Consider the following 15542-nt stretch of genomic DNA (forward strand, 5'->3'; position numbering starts at 1 on the left):
GCTCACCAGAACCGGTAGAGGTCCCGGCCCCAGTACGCGTCGGCATCGCTCACGCCCAGGCCGCGCAGGATCGCGTGCACCGCGTCGAAGAACACGGTGTTCACCGACGGCACCCACAGCAGCGCGAACACGAACAGCAGCCCGAACGGCGCGTACGGCTCCACCTGCCGCTTCACCTTCGGCGACAGCCACGGTTCGAGCACGCCGTAGCCGTCCAGCCCGGGCACCGGCAGGAAGTTCAGGATCGCCGCCGTCACCTGCAGCAGCGCCAGGAACGCCAGCGCGTACCGGAAGTCGCCGGGCATGCCGTCCGGCGACCCGAGCCAGAACGGGGCCGTGCACACCAGGGCGAACACGACGTTGGTCAGCGGGCCGGCCGCCGAGACCAGGCTGTGCCGCCAGCGGCCCGGGATGCGGCCCCGCTCGATGAAGACCGCGCCGCCCGGCAGCCCGATCCCGCCCATGATCAGGAACGCGACGGGCAGCACGATGCTCAGCAGGGCGTGCGTGTATCTCATCGGGTTGAGCGTGAGATAGCCCTTCGCGCCCACCGAGACGTCCCCGCTGTGCAGCGCGGTGCGCGCGTGCGCGTACTCGTGCAGACACAAGGAGACGACCCAGGCCGCCGTCACGAACAGGAACACCGCCACACCCGGCTGCTCGGCGAACCCGCTCCAGGCGGCCCACCCCGCCACCGCCGCCACGGCCACGATCCCGAGGAAGACGGGACTGATCCGGCGGTCACTACGACGGGTGGCAGCGGTCGTCATGGGGCTCCTGACTGGGTTCGACGGCGGCACGCGGGTCGACCGTACCGGTGACGCCGGGAGAACGTCCGGCGCGACCGTACCGGTGACGCCGGAAGAACGTCCGGCGGGGAGCCCGGGTTCCTGCCGGCCGACGCGCGCCGGAAACCCGGGAGCGCTGCCCCGGCGTCCCCCGACACAATGGACCCCGTGCGCTACCGCATCCTCGGCACCACGCAGGTGCTCCGCCCCGACGGTTCGGCCGTCGCGCTCGGCGGGGCGCGGCTGCGTGCCCTGCTGACCGTGCTCGCCCTGCGGGCCGGCCGTACCGTGCCCGCGACGCTGCTGGTGGAGGAGGTATGGGCCCGCGACGACCCGCCGGCCGACGCACCCGGGGCGCTGCAGGCGCTGGTCGGGCGGCTGCGCCGGGCGCTCGGCGCGGACGCCGTGGCGTCGGCCGACGGCGGCTACCGGCTCGCCGCCGGCCCCGACGACGTCGACCTGCACCGCTTCGAGCGGCTGGCCGCCGACGGACTGCGCGCCCTGGCCGACGGCGACCCCGCCAAGGCGGCCGTCCTGCTGGACGACGCCCTCGCCCTGTGGCAGGGCCCCGCCCTCGCCGACCTGCCCGACCGCACCACCGAGGCGGCCCGCTGGGAGACCCGCCGCCTGGACGCGCGGCGCGCCCGGCTGACCGCCGCGCTCGCGCTCGGCGAGGCCGACCAGGCGCTGCCCGAGCTGACCGCGCTGTGCGACGCCCACCCCCTGGACGAGCCGCTGCAGGCGCTGCGGCTGCGCGCCCTGCGCGACACCGGCCGCACCGCGCAGGCCCTCGCCGCCTACGACGAGATACGCCACCTGCTCGCCGACCGCCTCGGCTCCGACCCCGGCCCGGAACTGCGCGCCCTGCACGCACGACTGCTGAACCCGCGCGAAGCATCGGACGGCACGCCCGGCACCCGGCCCCGAAACCCCGGCCCACGCGACCTCCCACCGGCCCCCGCCGCACAGGGCACGCCTCCGGTGCCCCCGCCGGCCTCCCGCCCCGCGCCCTCCGCTCCGCGGCCCCCCGGCAACCTCCGCGCCCGGCTGACCTCCTTCGTCGGCCGGGAGACGGACATCGAGGCGATCCGGCAGGACCTCGCCACCGCCCGGCTGGTCACCCTCCTCGGGCCCGGCGGGGCCGGCAAGACACGCCTGTCGCAGGAGGCCGCCGAGAGGGTCCGGGACGCCGCCCGCGACGGCGTCTGGCTCGCCGAACTCGCCCCCGTCGACGACCCCGAAGCCGTGCCCGAGGCCGTACTGACCGCCGTCGGCGCCCGCGAGACGGTGCTGCGCGGCGCCGGCGCCGAGGAGATGCGGGCCGTGGCCGAACGCCACGACGACCCCGTCGTCCGCCTCGCCGAGCACTGCGCCCGGCGCCGCATGCTGATCGTCCTCGACAACTGCGAACACGTCGTGGACGCCGCCGCACGCCTCACCGAGGAGCTGCTGGCGCGCTGCCCGGAGCTGACGGTGCTGGCCACCAGCCGCGAACCCCTCGGCGTACCCGGTGAGGTCCTGCGTCCCGTGGAGCCGCTGCCGGAGCCGGTCGCGCTGCGGCTGCTCGCCGACCGCGGTGCCGCCGCCCGCCCCGGCTTCCGCGTCGACGCCGACGAGGAGACCGCCGCGGCCTGCGCAGAGATCTGCCGCCGCCTCGACGGCCTGCCGCTCGCCATCGAACTGGCCGCGGCCCGGCTGCGCATGCTGACCGCGCGCCAGATCGCCGACCGCCTCGACGACCGCTTCCGCCTGCTGACCTCCGGCAGCCGCACGGTCCTGCCCCGCCAGCAGACGCTGCGCGCGGTCGTCGACTGGTCCTGGGACCTGCTCGACGAGGACGAACGGGACGTCCTGCGGCGGCTGTCCGTCTTCGCCGGCGGCTGCGACCTGCCGGCCGCGGAGGCCGTGTGCGGCCCCGCCGCCTTCGACGCCCTCGCCTCCCTCGTCGACAAGTCCCTCGTCGTCGCCACCCCGACCGGCGAGGACGGTTCCATGCGCTACCGGCTGCTGGAGACGGTCGCCGAGTACGCCGCCGAACGCCTCGACGACTGTGGCGCCCGCGCCGACGCCGAGCGCGCCCATCTGAGGTACTTCCGCGAACTCGCCCGCACCACCGACCCGCAGCTGCGCGGCCACGGGCAGCGCGCCGCCATCGAGCGCATCGAGCGGGAGTACGAGAACCTGCGCACCGCCCTGCGGCACGCCGTCGCCGGCCGCGACGAGCAGGAAGCGCTGTGCCTGGTGCTGTCGCTGTGCTGGTACTGGCAGATGCGCGACCTGCGCATCGAGACCCGCAACTGGGCCGCCGAGGTCATGGCCCTCGGCCCCGACCCGTTCACCGAACCGGTGCGCCCCGCCGTCCCGCTGTGGGAGCGCTGCACGGACGCGCCGCCCCCGATGACCGGCGAGGTGCTCGCCGAGGCCCGCCGCGGAGTCCACCTGGTCCATCTCGCCTGCATGGACACCGAGATGGACGCCTGGCGGACCCCGCAGGCGCAGGAGAAGCTGCGGATCGTGAGCGAGACGTACAGCCCGGGCCTCCCGCAGGCCTGCCGTCCGCCGGGCTACGTCTGGTTCTTCGCCGTGGTGCTCAGCGGCGACATCGACCGGATCCGCGTGATCGGCGACGCGGCCGTGGACACCTGCCGCGCCCGCCCCGACTACGAGTGGGAGCTCGCCCTCTGCCTCCAGATGCGCGCCAACCTCCTGGCCAACCGGACCGACTGGGCCGGAGACGCCGCCGCCGACGCCGACGAGGCACTGGAGATCTTCCGCCGCCTCGGTGACGACTGGGGCGTCGCGGAGTCGCTGTCGGCGCGCGGTGAGGCCCACGAACGCAAGGGCGAGTACGCGGCAGCCGCCGCGGACTACGAGGCCGCCGGCGCCGTCGCCGAACGGCTCGGTGCCCGCGCCCAGCAGGCCGTGCTCACCGCCCGGCTCGGGACGGCGCTGCTGGAGGCGGGCGATCCGGAGCGCGGGGAGGCGCTGCTGCGCGACGTGGCCGACCAGCCGGAGGGGATGGTCACCGAGGCCATGCCGGCCGCCCGGCTGTTCCTCGCCGGCTGGCTGAGCACCACCGGCCGCACCGCGGAGGCCCGTGAGCTGATCCGGCGGCTGCGGGAGGACTTCGGACCGGCCTCCTTCTTCGTCTTCGACGGTTTCATCCTCACCCAGGAGGCGTGGCTCGACGTGGTGGACGGCCTGCACGACGAGGCGCTGCCCAAGACCCGGCGGGCGCTGGCCCAGGCGAACGAGCCGCTGTCGCGCACGATCGTGCCGCACATGCGCGCCCTGTGCCTGGTCCTTGCCGGCGCCGCCCTGGCCGGTGCCGACGGCGGCGCCCGGGCCCGGGACGGTGCCCGCTGCCTGGGCGCGGCCGAGGCGCTGCTGCCGCCCGGCCATGTCTCCGGCTTCGCCGAACGCGCCGCCCGCGCCCGGGCCGAGGAGGCGGTGCGTGCCGCGCTCGGTGACGACGAGCAGTACGCCGCCGCATACGCCGAGGGCGCCGGCCTCTCTCCCGAGGAGGCCGTCGCCCTCGTATGACGCGCACCGACGTCCGCGCATGCGGCGTCAGTTCTTGGTGCGGAACTTGTGGATGGCGACCGGGGCCATCACCGCGGTGATCGCCACCGACCAGGCCACCGTCACCCACAGGTCGTGGGCGACCGGGCCGCCGATCATCAGACCGCGCGCGGAGTCGGCGAGCGTGGACAGCGGGTTGTAGTCGGTGAAGGCCTGCAGCCAGCCCGGCATCGACTTCGTCGGCGCGAAGATCGACGAGCCGAACTGCAGCGGGAACAGCACCAGGAAGCCCATCGCCTGCACGGACTGCGCGTTCTTCAGCATCACGCCCAGCGTGAGGAACACCCACATGATCGAGGACGCGAACAGCGCGGACAGCCCGACGGTCGCGAACAGCCCCGGCCAGTTGGTGATGTCGAACCCGACCAGCACGGCGACGATCATCAGCACGGCCGTGGCGAAGAGCATCCGCCCCAGCTCCACGGTGATCTTCGCGAAGAGCACGGAGCCGCGCCCGATGGGCAGCGTGCGGAACCGGTCCATGACGCCGCTGTTGAAGTCCTGGCTGAAGCCGGTGCCGACGCCCTGGGACAGGGTCATGCTCATCATCGCGATCATGCCCGGGATGACGTACTGCACGTACTGGTCCTGGCCGCCGCCGAGCGCCTGCCCGATGGAGCCGCCGAAGACGTACACGAACAGCAGCGTGAAGACGACGGGCATCAGCAGCGCGTCGAACATCGACTCGGGGTCCTGCCGGATCCACAGCAGGTTGCGGCGGATGAGGGCGCCGGTGTGCCGCAGGTGCCCGCGCAGCGGGATACGGGCGTCGGTCGCGGTGACGGTGGGGGCGCTCATCACGGTCTGGGCGCTCATACGGCGACCTCCTGGCGTTCGTCGGCGGGCCGGGCGTCCTGCGGGGCACCGGCGCGATGACCGGTGAGGGACAGGAACACCTCGTCCAGGCTGGGCAGTTCGGTGGTGATGGAGGACAGCGTGATGCCGCGGGCGGTGACCGCACCGACCACGGCGGTCAGCTGCTCGTCGCTGAGGACCGGCACGAGCAGGGCACCGGCGGCGGTGTCCACGGTGGTGGTGGCGAGCCCGGTGATGCCCAGTTCGTCGAGCGTCCGGGCCAGCGGCTGAAGCTCGCGCGGATCCAGCGGGCGGACCCGCAGTGTGCGCCCGCCGACCTTCGCCTTCAGCTCCTCGATGCCGCCGCCGGCGATGACCTTGCCCCGGTCCACGACGGTCAGCTCGGAGGCGAGCTGTTCGGCCTCCTCCATGTACTGCGTGGTCAGCAGCACGGTGACGCCGTCGCCGACCATCCGCTTGACCTCGTCCCACACCTCGTTGCGGGTGCGCGGGTCGAGCCCGGTGGTGGGCTCGTCCAGGTACAGCACGGCCGGGTTGCCGATCATGGAGGCGGCGAGGTCGAGGCGCCGCCGCATGCCGCCGGAGTAGGTCCCCGCGGGGCGCTTGGCGGCGTCGGTGAGGGAGAACCGTTCCAGCAGCTCGTCGGCGCGGGCGCGGGCGTCCTTGCGGGACAGGTCGAGCAGTCGCCCGATCATGTAGAGGTTCTCCCAGCCCGGCAGCTTCTCGTCCACCGAGGCGTACTGCCCGGTGAGCCCGATCACCCGGCGCAGCTGGCGGGGCTGCCGGACGACGTCGTAGCCGGCCACGAGGGCCTGCCCGGCGTCCGGCGTCAGCAGGGTGGACAGAATGCGGACCAGCGTGGTCTTCCCGGCGCCGTTCGGCCCGAGCACACCCATCACGGTGCCCTCGCGCACGTCCAGGTCGACGCCGTCCAGCGCCTTGGTCTCGCCGTAGTGCTTGACCAGTCCCCGCACGGTGACGGCGCTGCCCGCGCCGCCGGGGTTGTTGTCGATTCGCGTCATGACCACGACGGTGTCAGCCCGCACCGACAAACCACCGACAGCCGCCCGACAGCCCGGGGGCGGCACCGACATCCCACCGACATGTCACACACGGGGCCGCCGGGACGTCATAGGGACGACGACACGGACGAGGAAGGACACGGCCATGAGCGACACCACGCCCTTCAGCCGGATGCACGACGCGGTGAACAGCGGCGACCTGGAACTGATCGAGAAGACCATCGACGAGGTCTGCGACCCGGGCCTGGTCTTCCACGCGCCCGTGCCGACCGGCGTGAGCGGGGTGCAGGCCCTCAAGCAGGTGTGGCGGGTGCTGCTGCCCGCCTTCCCCGACCTGCGCGTCGAGATCGAGGACGTGATCACACAGGGGGACAAGACCGTCTACCGCAACACGGTCACCGGCACCCACCGCGGCGACTACCGCGGCCTGCCACCGACCGGCCGCCCCGTCCGCTACGCCGAGATCTTCGTCGTGCGCCAGACGGCCGGACGCATCGCGGAGATCTGGGGCGTCGTCGACACCCTGGCGCAACTCCGCCAACTGGGCGCCATCGGGGAGTGAGGAAGGGGGAAGGGCGGGCGAGACCTGGCCGGCGAGCAGAAGGGGCGTGCCCCGGGGGGTGTGGCGGAGGCCGTGACGGGCCCGGCGCGGTCGTGCCGGAACCGCCGGAGGTGGCAGGACGCGGAGCCCCACCGTGCTTCCGCCGGAGTCCGGCGGGGCGGCTCGGGGTGCAGGGGGCCGGAGCCCCTGCCGGGGTGGCTCGTGGGCTGTGGAGGCGGGTGGGCGGTGGGAGAACGCCTACGGGGTGCGGGGCGCGGAGCCCCCGCCGGGGTTCCGGGGCGGAGCCCGGTGGTGGTGGCTCTTGGCCTATCGAGACGGGTGGGTGGGTGGGCGGGTGGGAAACACCTCCCGGGGTCCAGGGGCGGAGCCCCTGGGACGGTCACCGGACATGCCCCGGCTGCGCAGCGCACGGCCCCGCCGGCGGGGGAAACCGGCGGGGCCACTCGGCGTTGGCTTCAGTTGACGCACCCTGCAAGCGACGGAGTCGGCAGCGGACGTTGGACACCCCCCCGCAACCGACGGAGTCGTCAGTGGACGGAGTGCTCCTCCAGCGGGAACGTGCCGCCGACCACGTCATCGGCGAACGCCCTCGCCGCGTCGCCCATCACGGACCGCAGGTCGGCGTACTGCTTGACGAACTTCGGGACCCGCCCGCCGGTCAGCCCGAGCATGTCGGTCCACACCAGCACCTGCGCGTCCGTCTCCGCACCCGCCCCGATGCCGACCGTCGGGATGTGCAGCACCCGGGTCACCTCGGCGGCCAGCTCGGCCGGCACCAGCTCCAGGACGACGGCGAACGCGCCCGCGTCCTGGACGGCCTTGGCGTCCCGCAGCAGCTGCTGCGCCGCCTCCTCACCGCGCCCCTGGACGCGGTAGCCCATGGAGTTGACGGACTGTGGGGTCAGCCCGATGTGCGCCATCACCGGGATTCCGGCCTCCACCAGGAGACGGATCTGCTCGTGGGAGCGCTCACCGCCCTCCAGCTTCACGGCGCCGACCCCGGCCTCCTTCACCAGCCGGGTCGCCGAGCGCAGCGCCTGCACCGGGCCCTCCTGGTAGGAGCCGAACGGCAGGTCCCCGACGATCAGCGCACGCCGGGTGCCGCGGACGACGGCCGCGGACAGCATGGTCATCTGGTCGAGCGTGACGGGTACGGTCGTGTCGTACCCGAGATGGCAGTTGCCCGCCGAGTCGCCGACGAGCAGGACCGGGATCCCGGCCTCGTCGAAGATGGACGCGGTCATCGCGTCGTAGGCGGTCAGCATGGGCCACTTCTCGCCCCGCTCCTTGGCGGTGGCGATGTCGCGGACGGTGATGCGGCGGTTGATCTTGCCTCCGTACAGCGCCTTGCTGCCGTCGGAGGGACCGCTCTGCGTGTGCGAGGCAGCCGGAAGCTGCGTCATGGCACGGCTCCTAACGTCATCTCGAGGCACCCTGACGGTGTCCCCGGACCACCTCCATGGTGGCACCTCGTGCCAGTCAGAGCCAGGGGGCCCCGCCATGGACCCTGTCACGCGCCGGGGAGTCCCTTCCCACAGGCGCACCCGACGTAAGAACCCGGTAAAAACATTTCGATACGACACGGTGCCGTATCGAAAATGGCTACGCTCGTCCCCATGACCACTCCCGCCGTCTCCGCCCCCCGGATACCCGAAGCCGTGCACCGGCGCCGCTGGGCGATCCTCGGGGTCCTGATGCTCAGCCTGCTGATCGTCGTCCTGGACAACTCGATCCTGAACGTCGCGATCAAGACGATCTCCACCCCGGCCCCGACGGGCCTCGGCGCCACGCAGAGCGAGCTGGAGTGGGCGATCAACGCCTACACCCTCGTCTTCGCCGGCCTGCTGTTCACCGCCGGCCTGCTCGGCGACCGCCTCGGCCGCAAGAAGGTGCTGCTCGGCGGTCTCGCGGTGTTCGGCATCGGCTCGGCGCTGGCCGCCGAGTCCGGCTCCCCGGCGCAGCTCATCGCGTTCCGCGCGGTGATGGGCCTCGGCGCGGCCTTCGTCATGCCCGCCACCCTCGCCGTGCTGATGAACGTCTTCGAGCGCGAGGAGCAGCCGAAGGCAATCGGCATCTGGGCGGGCGGCGTCGGCCTCGCCATCGCCATCGGCCCGATCACCGGCGGCCTCCTGCTCGCCCACTTCTGGTGGGGCTCGGTCTTCCTGGTCAACGTGCCCATCGTGCTCCTCGCCCTGGCGCTGATGCTGTGGCTGGTGCCCGACTCCCGCGACCCGAACCCGGGGCACCTCGACCCCGTGGGCGTCGTCCTGTCCGTCGTCGGCCTGGTCCTGCTGGTCTACGGCATCATCAAGGGCGGCCAGCTCGCCGACTTCACCGACACCACGGTGCTCGCGACCATAGCGGCCGGCGTGCTGGTCCTCGCCGCGTTCGTCGTGTTCGAAAAGCGCAGCGACCACCCGTCCATCGACGTCACCTACTTCAAGAACAAGGTGTTCTCCGCCGCCATCGGCGCCATAGCGCTGGTCTTCTTCGCGCTGATGGGCGTGACCTTCTTCTCCGTCTTCTACACCCAGAGCGTGCGCGGCTACACCCCGCTGCAGACCGGCCTGCTGATGCTGCCGCTGGCCGCCGCCCAGATGATCTTCGCGCCGCGCGCCCGGCTGCTCGTCGACCGCTTCGGCAACAGGGCCACCACCACCGCCGGCATGCTGGTGATCGCCGCGATGCTGGCGGCGTTCGCGACGCTCGAGGCCGACACCCCGATCTGGCTGCTGGAAGTGATCTTCTTCCTGATGGGCACCGGCATGGCGCACATCATGACCCCGGTCAGCGTCGTCATCATGCAGGCCCTGCCCCGCGAGAAGGCCGGCTCGGCGTCCGCGCTCAGCAACACCTTCCGCCAGGTCGGCGGCGCCCTCGGCATCGCCGTCCTCGGTTCGGTGCTCTCCACGGCCTACCGCAACGGCATCGAGGACAAGCTCGGCGCGCTGCCCGCCGGCCTGCGCGACATCGCGGGCGAGTCCATCGAGGCCACCCTCGGCGTCGCCGCCAAGCTCGGCCCGCGAGGCAAGGGCCTGGTCGGCCCGGCCAACGACGCCTTCCTGCACGCCATGCACGTCACCGCCCTGTGGGGTGCCGGTGTGGCCGTCGTCGGCGCGGTCGTCGTGGCGCTGTTCCTGCCGGGCCGCCCGACGGAGGGTCAGCGCGGCAAGGAGGAGCCGGAATTGGTCGCGGCCGCGGAGTAGGCCGCTCCGGCGAGGGAGAATTCCCGCAGGCCAGAAACGGACGAAGGGACGAGACGACGTGAGTCTTGCCGACAGCCGCAGCGAGGCCCCGGTCCGGGGCCGGCCTCGCAGCGAGGCCGTGGAGCGCGCCATTCTCGAGGGGGCGATGAAACTCCTGGAGGACGGCGTGCCGCTGGCCGAGTTGTCCATCGAGCGCATCGCGCGCACCGCGGGCGTCGGCAAGACCACCATCTACCGTCGCTGGAGCGGCAAGGAGGAACTGTTCGTCGACGTCATCCGGGCCGCCGAACCGCCGGACCCGGTGCTGCCCGGCACCTCGATGCGCGACGACCTGATCGCCCTGCTGGAGTCGCTGCGGCAGCGCGCCCTGGCCAGCCGGTCCTCGGCCCTGCTGCACAACGCACATGTCCAGATGAAGTCCAGCCCCCGTATCTGGGCGGCCTATCACGCCAACGTCATCGTGCCCCGGCGCAACCTCGGCCTGGAGGTGCTGCGCCGTGGCCGCGAGGACGGCGAGATCCGCGCCGACGTGGACCTCGAACTGGCCAACGACATGTTCGTCGGCCCCATCCTCATCCGCACCCTGCTGCGCCCCGAGGCCGACCTGCCCGAGGGCCTGGCGGAGAGAATCGTCGACACGGTCATGGAAGGACTACGCCCCGTCAGTTCACGGCCGTAATGTGCAGGTTTCGTCACAACCCCCGTGCCCGGGGGCGCAAGCGGAACTTCGCGCGCCACCCCATTCGTCCTCGTGCCCGTACGGCCGTCGCGAGACGGCAGGGACAGAGCCGATCATCCCCTAGGGTCGTAAGGGCGCGGGGGACGACGGTGTGCACGGCAGGTAGTGAGGCGACGGTATGGCGCAGCAGGCATACGTGACGGAGACGGCCGACGGTGGCGCGGGAGACCAGCGCCCGGGAACCCGGATCCGGCGCGTGGCGGCCCGCTGGCTGCGCTCATGGCGCGGCGACGCACGCATCTGGCGGCGCGGTCTGCTCCTCGCGGCGGTCGCGGTGGCCCTCGCGCTGGTGATGCTGATCCACTCCCGCATCCCCAACACCTTCGGCAACCTGGGCAGCCTCACCGAGACGTTTCTGCCCTGGCTGGGCGTGCTGATCCCGTTCCTCGTCCTGGGCGCCCTGGTCCGCCGCTCGGCGACCGCCCTGATCGCGGTGGTGCTGCCCGCGATCGTGTGGCTGAACCTGTTCGGCGGACTGCTCAGTGACAAGAGCGGCAGCGGCGGCGACCTGATGGTGGCCACCCACAACGTCAACGCCGACAACCCCGATCCCTCGGGCACCGCCCGCAAGGTCGCCGCGTCCGGCGCGGACATGGTCGCGCTGGAGGAGATCAAGGCGTCCGCGGTCCCCACGTACGAACAGGCGCTGGCGGCCACCTATCCGCACCACGCGGTCGTGGGCACGGTGGGCCTGTGGAGCAAGTACCCGATGTCCGACGTCGAGGCCGTGGACATCCGGCTGGGCTGGAAGCGGGCGATGCGCGCCACGGTCGCCACCCCCGAGGGCCCGGTCGCGGTGTACGTCGCCCACCTGCCGTCGGTGCGGGTCAAGGCGGCCGCGGGCTTCACGGCACGGCAGCGCGACAAGAGCGCCGACGCCCTCGGCGAGGCCATCGCCGAGGAGAAGCTGTCCCGGGTGATCCTGCTCGGCGACCTCAACGGCACCATGAACGACCGCGCCCTGAACGCGGTCACCTCCCAGATGCGCTCCACGCAGGGCGCGGCCGGTGACGGCTTCGGCTTCAGCTGGCCGTCGTCGTTCCCGATGGCCCGGATCGACCAGATCATGGTCAAGGGCGTCGAGCCGGAGCGCTCCTGGACCCTGCCGGCCACGGCCAGCGACCATCTCCCGGTCGCGGCCCGTGTGAAGGTGACCACACCGGACTCGTAAAACCGCAGGTCGCAGCAGAGCCGTAACCTCGGCGCCACCTGGCGGAACACTCCGCCTGAGAGACTTTGTTCCGAGCGGAAACATAGAGAGTTTCCGACCGTCCCCAAAGTCTCGAAAGGTACTTCATGCCCCTGGCCCTGCTCGCCCTCGCCGTGGGCGCCTTCGGCATCGGTACGACCGAGTTCGTGATGATGGGGCTGCTGCCCGACGTCGCGGACGACCTGCACATCTCGATCCCCGCCGCCGGCCACCTGGTCTCGGCGTACGCCCTGGGTGTCGTCATCGGCGCTCCGCTGCTCGCGGCGCTCACCGCGCGCATGCCCCGCCGTACGGTGCTGATCGCCCTGATGGTCCTGTTCGTCGTGGGCAACGCGCTCTCCGCGTTCGCCCCCACCGACGCCACCCTGCTGGCGGCCCGCTTCCTCAGCGGCCTCCCGCACGGCGCCTTCTTCGGCGTGGGAGCCGTGGTGGCGACCACCATGGTGACGCCGGAACGCAAGGCCCGCTCGGTCTCGCTGATGTTCCTCGGCCTGACGGTCGCCAACATCGCGGGCGTCCCGGTGGCCACGCTGGTCGGCCAGCACCTCGGCTGGCGGGCCGCGTTCCTCGGTGTCAGCGTGATCGGCCTGGCCGCGATCGCGTCCCTGGCCGCGCTGATCCCGCACGACCACACGCACGCGTCCGCCACGGGCCTGCGCGGCGAACTGGCCGCACTGCGCTCGGTGCCGGTCTGGCTGGCCCTCGGCACGACGGTCGCCGGCTTCGGCGCGCTGTTCGCGGCCTACAGCTACATCACGCCGATGCTCACCGACGCCGCCGGTTACGCCGACGCGAGCGTGACCGTCCTGCTGGCGCTGTTCGGCGTGGGAGCGACGATCGGCAACCTGCTGGGCGGCCGCCTGGCGGACCACTCGATGCGCGGCACCCTCTTCGGCGGCCTGGTGTCCCTGGCCGCGGTCCTCGCCCTGTTCCCGCTCCTCATGCACACGCAGATCACCGCGGCGCTCGCCGTCGCCCTCCTGGGCACGGCCGCGTTCATCACGGGCTCCCCGCTGCAGCTGATGGTGATGGAGAAGGCGCAGGCGGCCCCGTCCCTGGCCTCCTCGGCCAACCAGGCGGCGTTCAACCTGGCCAACGCGGGCGGCGCGTGGATCGGCGGCCTGGCCCTGGCCGCCGGCTTCGGCACGACGTCCCCGGCCCTGGCCGGCGCCCTGCTGGCGGTGCTCGGCGTGGGCGTGGCGGCGGTCGCCTACGCGGTGGACCGCAGGTCCCCGCACGAGGGCCGCGTCGTGGCGACCCACGTCCCGCACGAGGCGCCCACCCTGCACCACTGACGACGAAGGGGGGCGCCCGGAGGCGCCCCCGACCGTCTCAGACGGACTCCCGCCACCCATTCGTGATGGGCAGCCGCCGGTCCTTCCCGAACCCCTTCGGCGAGATCTTCGTCCCCGGCGGATACTGCCGCCGCTTGTACTCGGCGGTGTCGACCATCCGCAGCGTCCGGGCCACCAGCTCGGGGTCGTACCCCGCTGCCACGATGGCGTCGGCCCCCAGATCCCGGTCCACGTACAGCTCGAGAATGGCGTCCAGCACCGGATAGTCCGGCAGCGAGTCCGTGTCCACCTGCCCCGGCCGCAGCTCGGCGCTCGGCGGCTTGGTGATGGAGTTCTCCGGAATGGGCGGTGTCTGCCCCCGGGCCTCGGCGGCCCGGTTGCGCCACTCGGCGAGCCGCCAGATCCACGTCTTGTAGACGTCCTTGATGGGCCCGTACGCCCCCACCGAGTCGCCGTACAGCGTCGAATACCCGACCGCCAGTTCGGACTTGTTGCCCGGCGCGAGGACGATGTGCCCCTCCTGGTTGGACAGCGCCATGAGCAGCGTCCCGCGCAGCCGGGACTGCAGGTTCTCCTCCGCGAGCCCGGTCAGCTCGGCCGCCGCCATATAGGCGTCGAACATGGGCGCGATCGACACGGTACGGAAGTTCAGCCCGGTCCGCCGCGCCAGCTCGGCGGCGTCCGCCCGGGAGTGCTCCGACGAGTACTTCGACGGCATGGCCACGCCGTAGACGTTCTCGGCCCCCACGGCGTCACAGGCGATGGCCGCGACGAGCGCCGAGTCGATGCCCCCGGACAACCCGATGAGCACGGACCGAAACCCGTTCTTCCGCACATACGCCCGCAGCCCCACGACGAGGGCGGAGTAGACCTCCTCCTCGTCGTCGAGCCGCTCGGCGTAAGCACCGCCGTGCTCAGGCGCATACGCGGCAACCGGCTCCTGCGACAACACGACCCGGTCGATCCGCAAACCGTCGTCGACCACCCCCACGGGAGCCTGCGGATCGGCGGCGGGCAGCTCCAGATCGAGCACCACGCACCCTTCGGAGAACTGCGGCGCCCGCGCGACGACCTCCCCGTCACGGTCCACGACGATCGAGTCGCCGTCGAACACCAGCTCGTCCTGCCCGCCGATCATGGCGAGATAGGCGGTGGTGCAGCCGGCCTCCTGCGCCCGCTTGCGGACCAGCTGGAGCCGGGTGTCGTCCTTGTTGCGCTCGTACGGCGAGGCGTTGACGGAGACGAGCAGCCCCGCCCTGGCGGAACGCGCCGCCGGCACGCGCCCCCCGTCCTGCCACAGGTCCTCACAGATGGCGAGGGCGATGTCGACGCCGTGCAGCCGCAGCACGGGCATCGAGTCGCCGGGCACGAAATAGCGGAACTCGTCGAAGACGCCGTAGTTCGGCAGGTGGTGCTTGGCGAAGGTGAGCACCACGTCTCCCCGGTGGAGCACCGCGGCGGCGTTCTGCGGCGCACCGGCCGGCTGACCGTACTTCGGCTGTGCGGTCTCGCAGCGGTCGAGGTAGCCGACGAGGGTGGGCAGCTCGCCGAGCCCCTCCTCGGCGAGCCGGGCGGCGAGCGTGCGCAGCGCGGTACGGGACGCCTCCACGAACGAGGACCTGAGCGCCAGGTCCTCGACGGGGTAGCCGGTCAGCGCCATTTCCGGGAAGACCGCGAGATGCGCCCCCTGCTCGGCGGAGTGCCGGGCCCAGCGGACGATCGTCTCGGTGTTCCCGGCGAGGTCGCCGACGCGCGAGTCGATCTGATTCAAAGCGAGACGAAGTTGAGGCACACGCCCAGTCTAATCGTCACCTAGACGCAATGTCCTCCGGACGGCCTCAGCAGGCCCCACGAGCCCGGCATTTCCCGGCGTCGACTGCTGCACCCGTCGCAGCTGCGCGGGACGGCAACCCGCGCCACGGCGTCGCGGCACCCGCCGCCAGCCATGGCGTTGGTGCACCCGCGTACGGCGGTGAGGGGACGGGGTGGGGGGTGTCCGCCCGCAGCGTCCGGCACCGGCACAGGGCGCCGTATCAGGGAAGGGGCGGCCGGACCGAGGACGGACACCCCCCACCCCGGCCCCGCCGTGGAAACCGGCCGTAGGCACGACCGCAACCGTCCACCGGACGGAAACGGGCCGCCGCAGGCAAAAAGGGGCGCGGGGAACGGCGCGACCAGCCCCCACGCACCCGCAGCCGCAACACGACCGGGCGCCGCAGGCAAAGACGACCAGCCCCCACGCACCCGCAGCCGCAACACGACCGGGCGCCGCAGGCAAAGACGACCAGCCCCCACGCACCCGCAGCCGCAACACGACCGGGC

11 protein-coding genes are annotated in these 15542 nt (G+C 72.5%); 6 read left to right on the forward strand and 5 right to left on the reverse strand.

The features are described from left to right. Positions 1-2: 2 nt before the first annotated feature. Positions 3-770 carry a site-2 protease family protein gene (locus ACZ67Q_RS20890; RefSeq protein ID WP_471184125.1) on the reverse strand — a complete coding sequence of 256 codons (768 nt, stop codon included), beginning with the start codon at positions 768-770 and terminating at the stop codon, positions 3-5. 177 nt (positions 771-947) lie between these two features. Between ACZ67Q_RS20890 and ACZ67Q_RS20895 the strand changes: the two genes are divergently transcribed. Next, complete coding sequence (locus ACZ67Q_RS20895; protein WP_471184127.1) at positions 948-4331, forward strand: AfsR/SARP family transcriptional regulator; 3384 nt, start codon at positions 948-950, stop codon at positions 4329-4331. A gap of 27 nt (positions 4332-4358) precedes the next feature. Here ACZ67Q_RS20895 and ACZ67Q_RS20900 read toward each other — a convergent pair whose 3' ends face one another. Beyond that, positions 4359-5168, reverse strand: coding sequence for an ABC transporter permease (locus ACZ67Q_RS20900; protein WP_471184236.1), 810 nt, complete (start codon positions 5166-5168; stop codon positions 4359-4361). Positions 5169-5182: 14 nt separating this feature from the next. Beyond that, positions 5183-6208: an ATP-binding cassette domain-containing protein gene (locus ACZ67Q_RS20905; protein ID WP_471184129.1), complete on the reverse strand. Its 1026-nt coding sequence runs from the start codon at positions 6206-6208 to the stop codon at positions 5183-5185. Positions 6209-6353: 145 nt separating this feature from the next. Here ACZ67Q_RS20905 and ACZ67Q_RS20910 point away from each other — a divergent pair, with 145 nt between their 5' ends. After that, positions 6354-6770 carry an ester cyclase gene (locus tag ACZ67Q_RS20910; RefSeq protein WP_471184132.1) on the forward strand — a complete coding sequence of 139 codons (417 nt, stop codon included), beginning with the start codon at positions 6354-6356 and terminating at the stop codon, positions 6768-6770. A 527-nt stretch (positions 6771-7297) separates the two neighbouring features. Here the strand turns inward: ACZ67Q_RS20910 and panB are convergent. Continuing rightward, on the reverse strand, positions 7298-8173 hold the full coding sequence (panB, locus tag ACZ67Q_RS20915; RefSeq protein ID WP_471184134.1) for a 3-methyl-2-oxobutanoate hydroxymethyltransferase: 876 nt from the start codon (positions 8171-8173) through the stop codon (positions 7298-7300). 213 nt (positions 8174-8386) lie between these two features. Between panB and ACZ67Q_RS20920 the strand changes: the two genes are divergently transcribed. From ACZ67Q_RS20920 to ACZ67Q_RS20935, 4 genes are all read left to right on the forward strand, one after another. Then, positions 8387-9976 carry an MFS transporter gene (locus ACZ67Q_RS20920; RefSeq protein WP_471184137.1) on the forward strand — a complete coding sequence of 530 codons (1590 nt, stop codon included), beginning with the start codon at positions 8387-8389 and terminating at the stop codon, positions 9974-9976. Positions 9977-10034: 58 nt separating this feature from the next. After that, positions 10035-10655: a TetR/AcrR family transcriptional regulator gene (locus ACZ67Q_RS20925; RefSeq protein ID WP_471184139.1), complete on the forward strand. Its 621-nt coding sequence runs from the start codon at positions 10035-10037 to the stop codon at positions 10653-10655. Positions 10656-10833: 178 nt separating this feature from the next. Continuing rightward, positions 10834-11886, forward strand: coding sequence for an endonuclease/exonuclease/phosphatase family protein (locus ACZ67Q_RS20930; RefSeq protein WP_471184141.1), 1053 nt, complete (start codon positions 10834-10836; stop codon positions 11884-11886). A 125-nt stretch (positions 11887-12011) separates the two neighbouring features. Next, positions 12012-13220 (forward strand): MFS transporter, encoded by a 1209-nt coding sequence (locus ACZ67Q_RS20935; RefSeq protein WP_471184144.1) that lies wholly within the window; start codon positions 12012-12014, stop codon positions 13218-13220. 37 nt (positions 13221-13257) lie between these two features. On the opposite strand, the gene ACZ67Q_RS20940 is transcribed toward ACZ67Q_RS20935, so the two are convergent. Then, positions 13258-15012 (reverse strand): NAD+ synthase, encoded by a 1755-nt coding sequence (locus tag ACZ67Q_RS20940; protein ID WP_471184146.1) that lies wholly within the window; start codon positions 15010-15012, stop codon positions 13258-13260. Between the last annotated feature and the right edge of the window lie 530 nt (positions 15013-15542).

This window comes from Streptomyces sp. NPDC036813, from assembly GCF_055609245.1.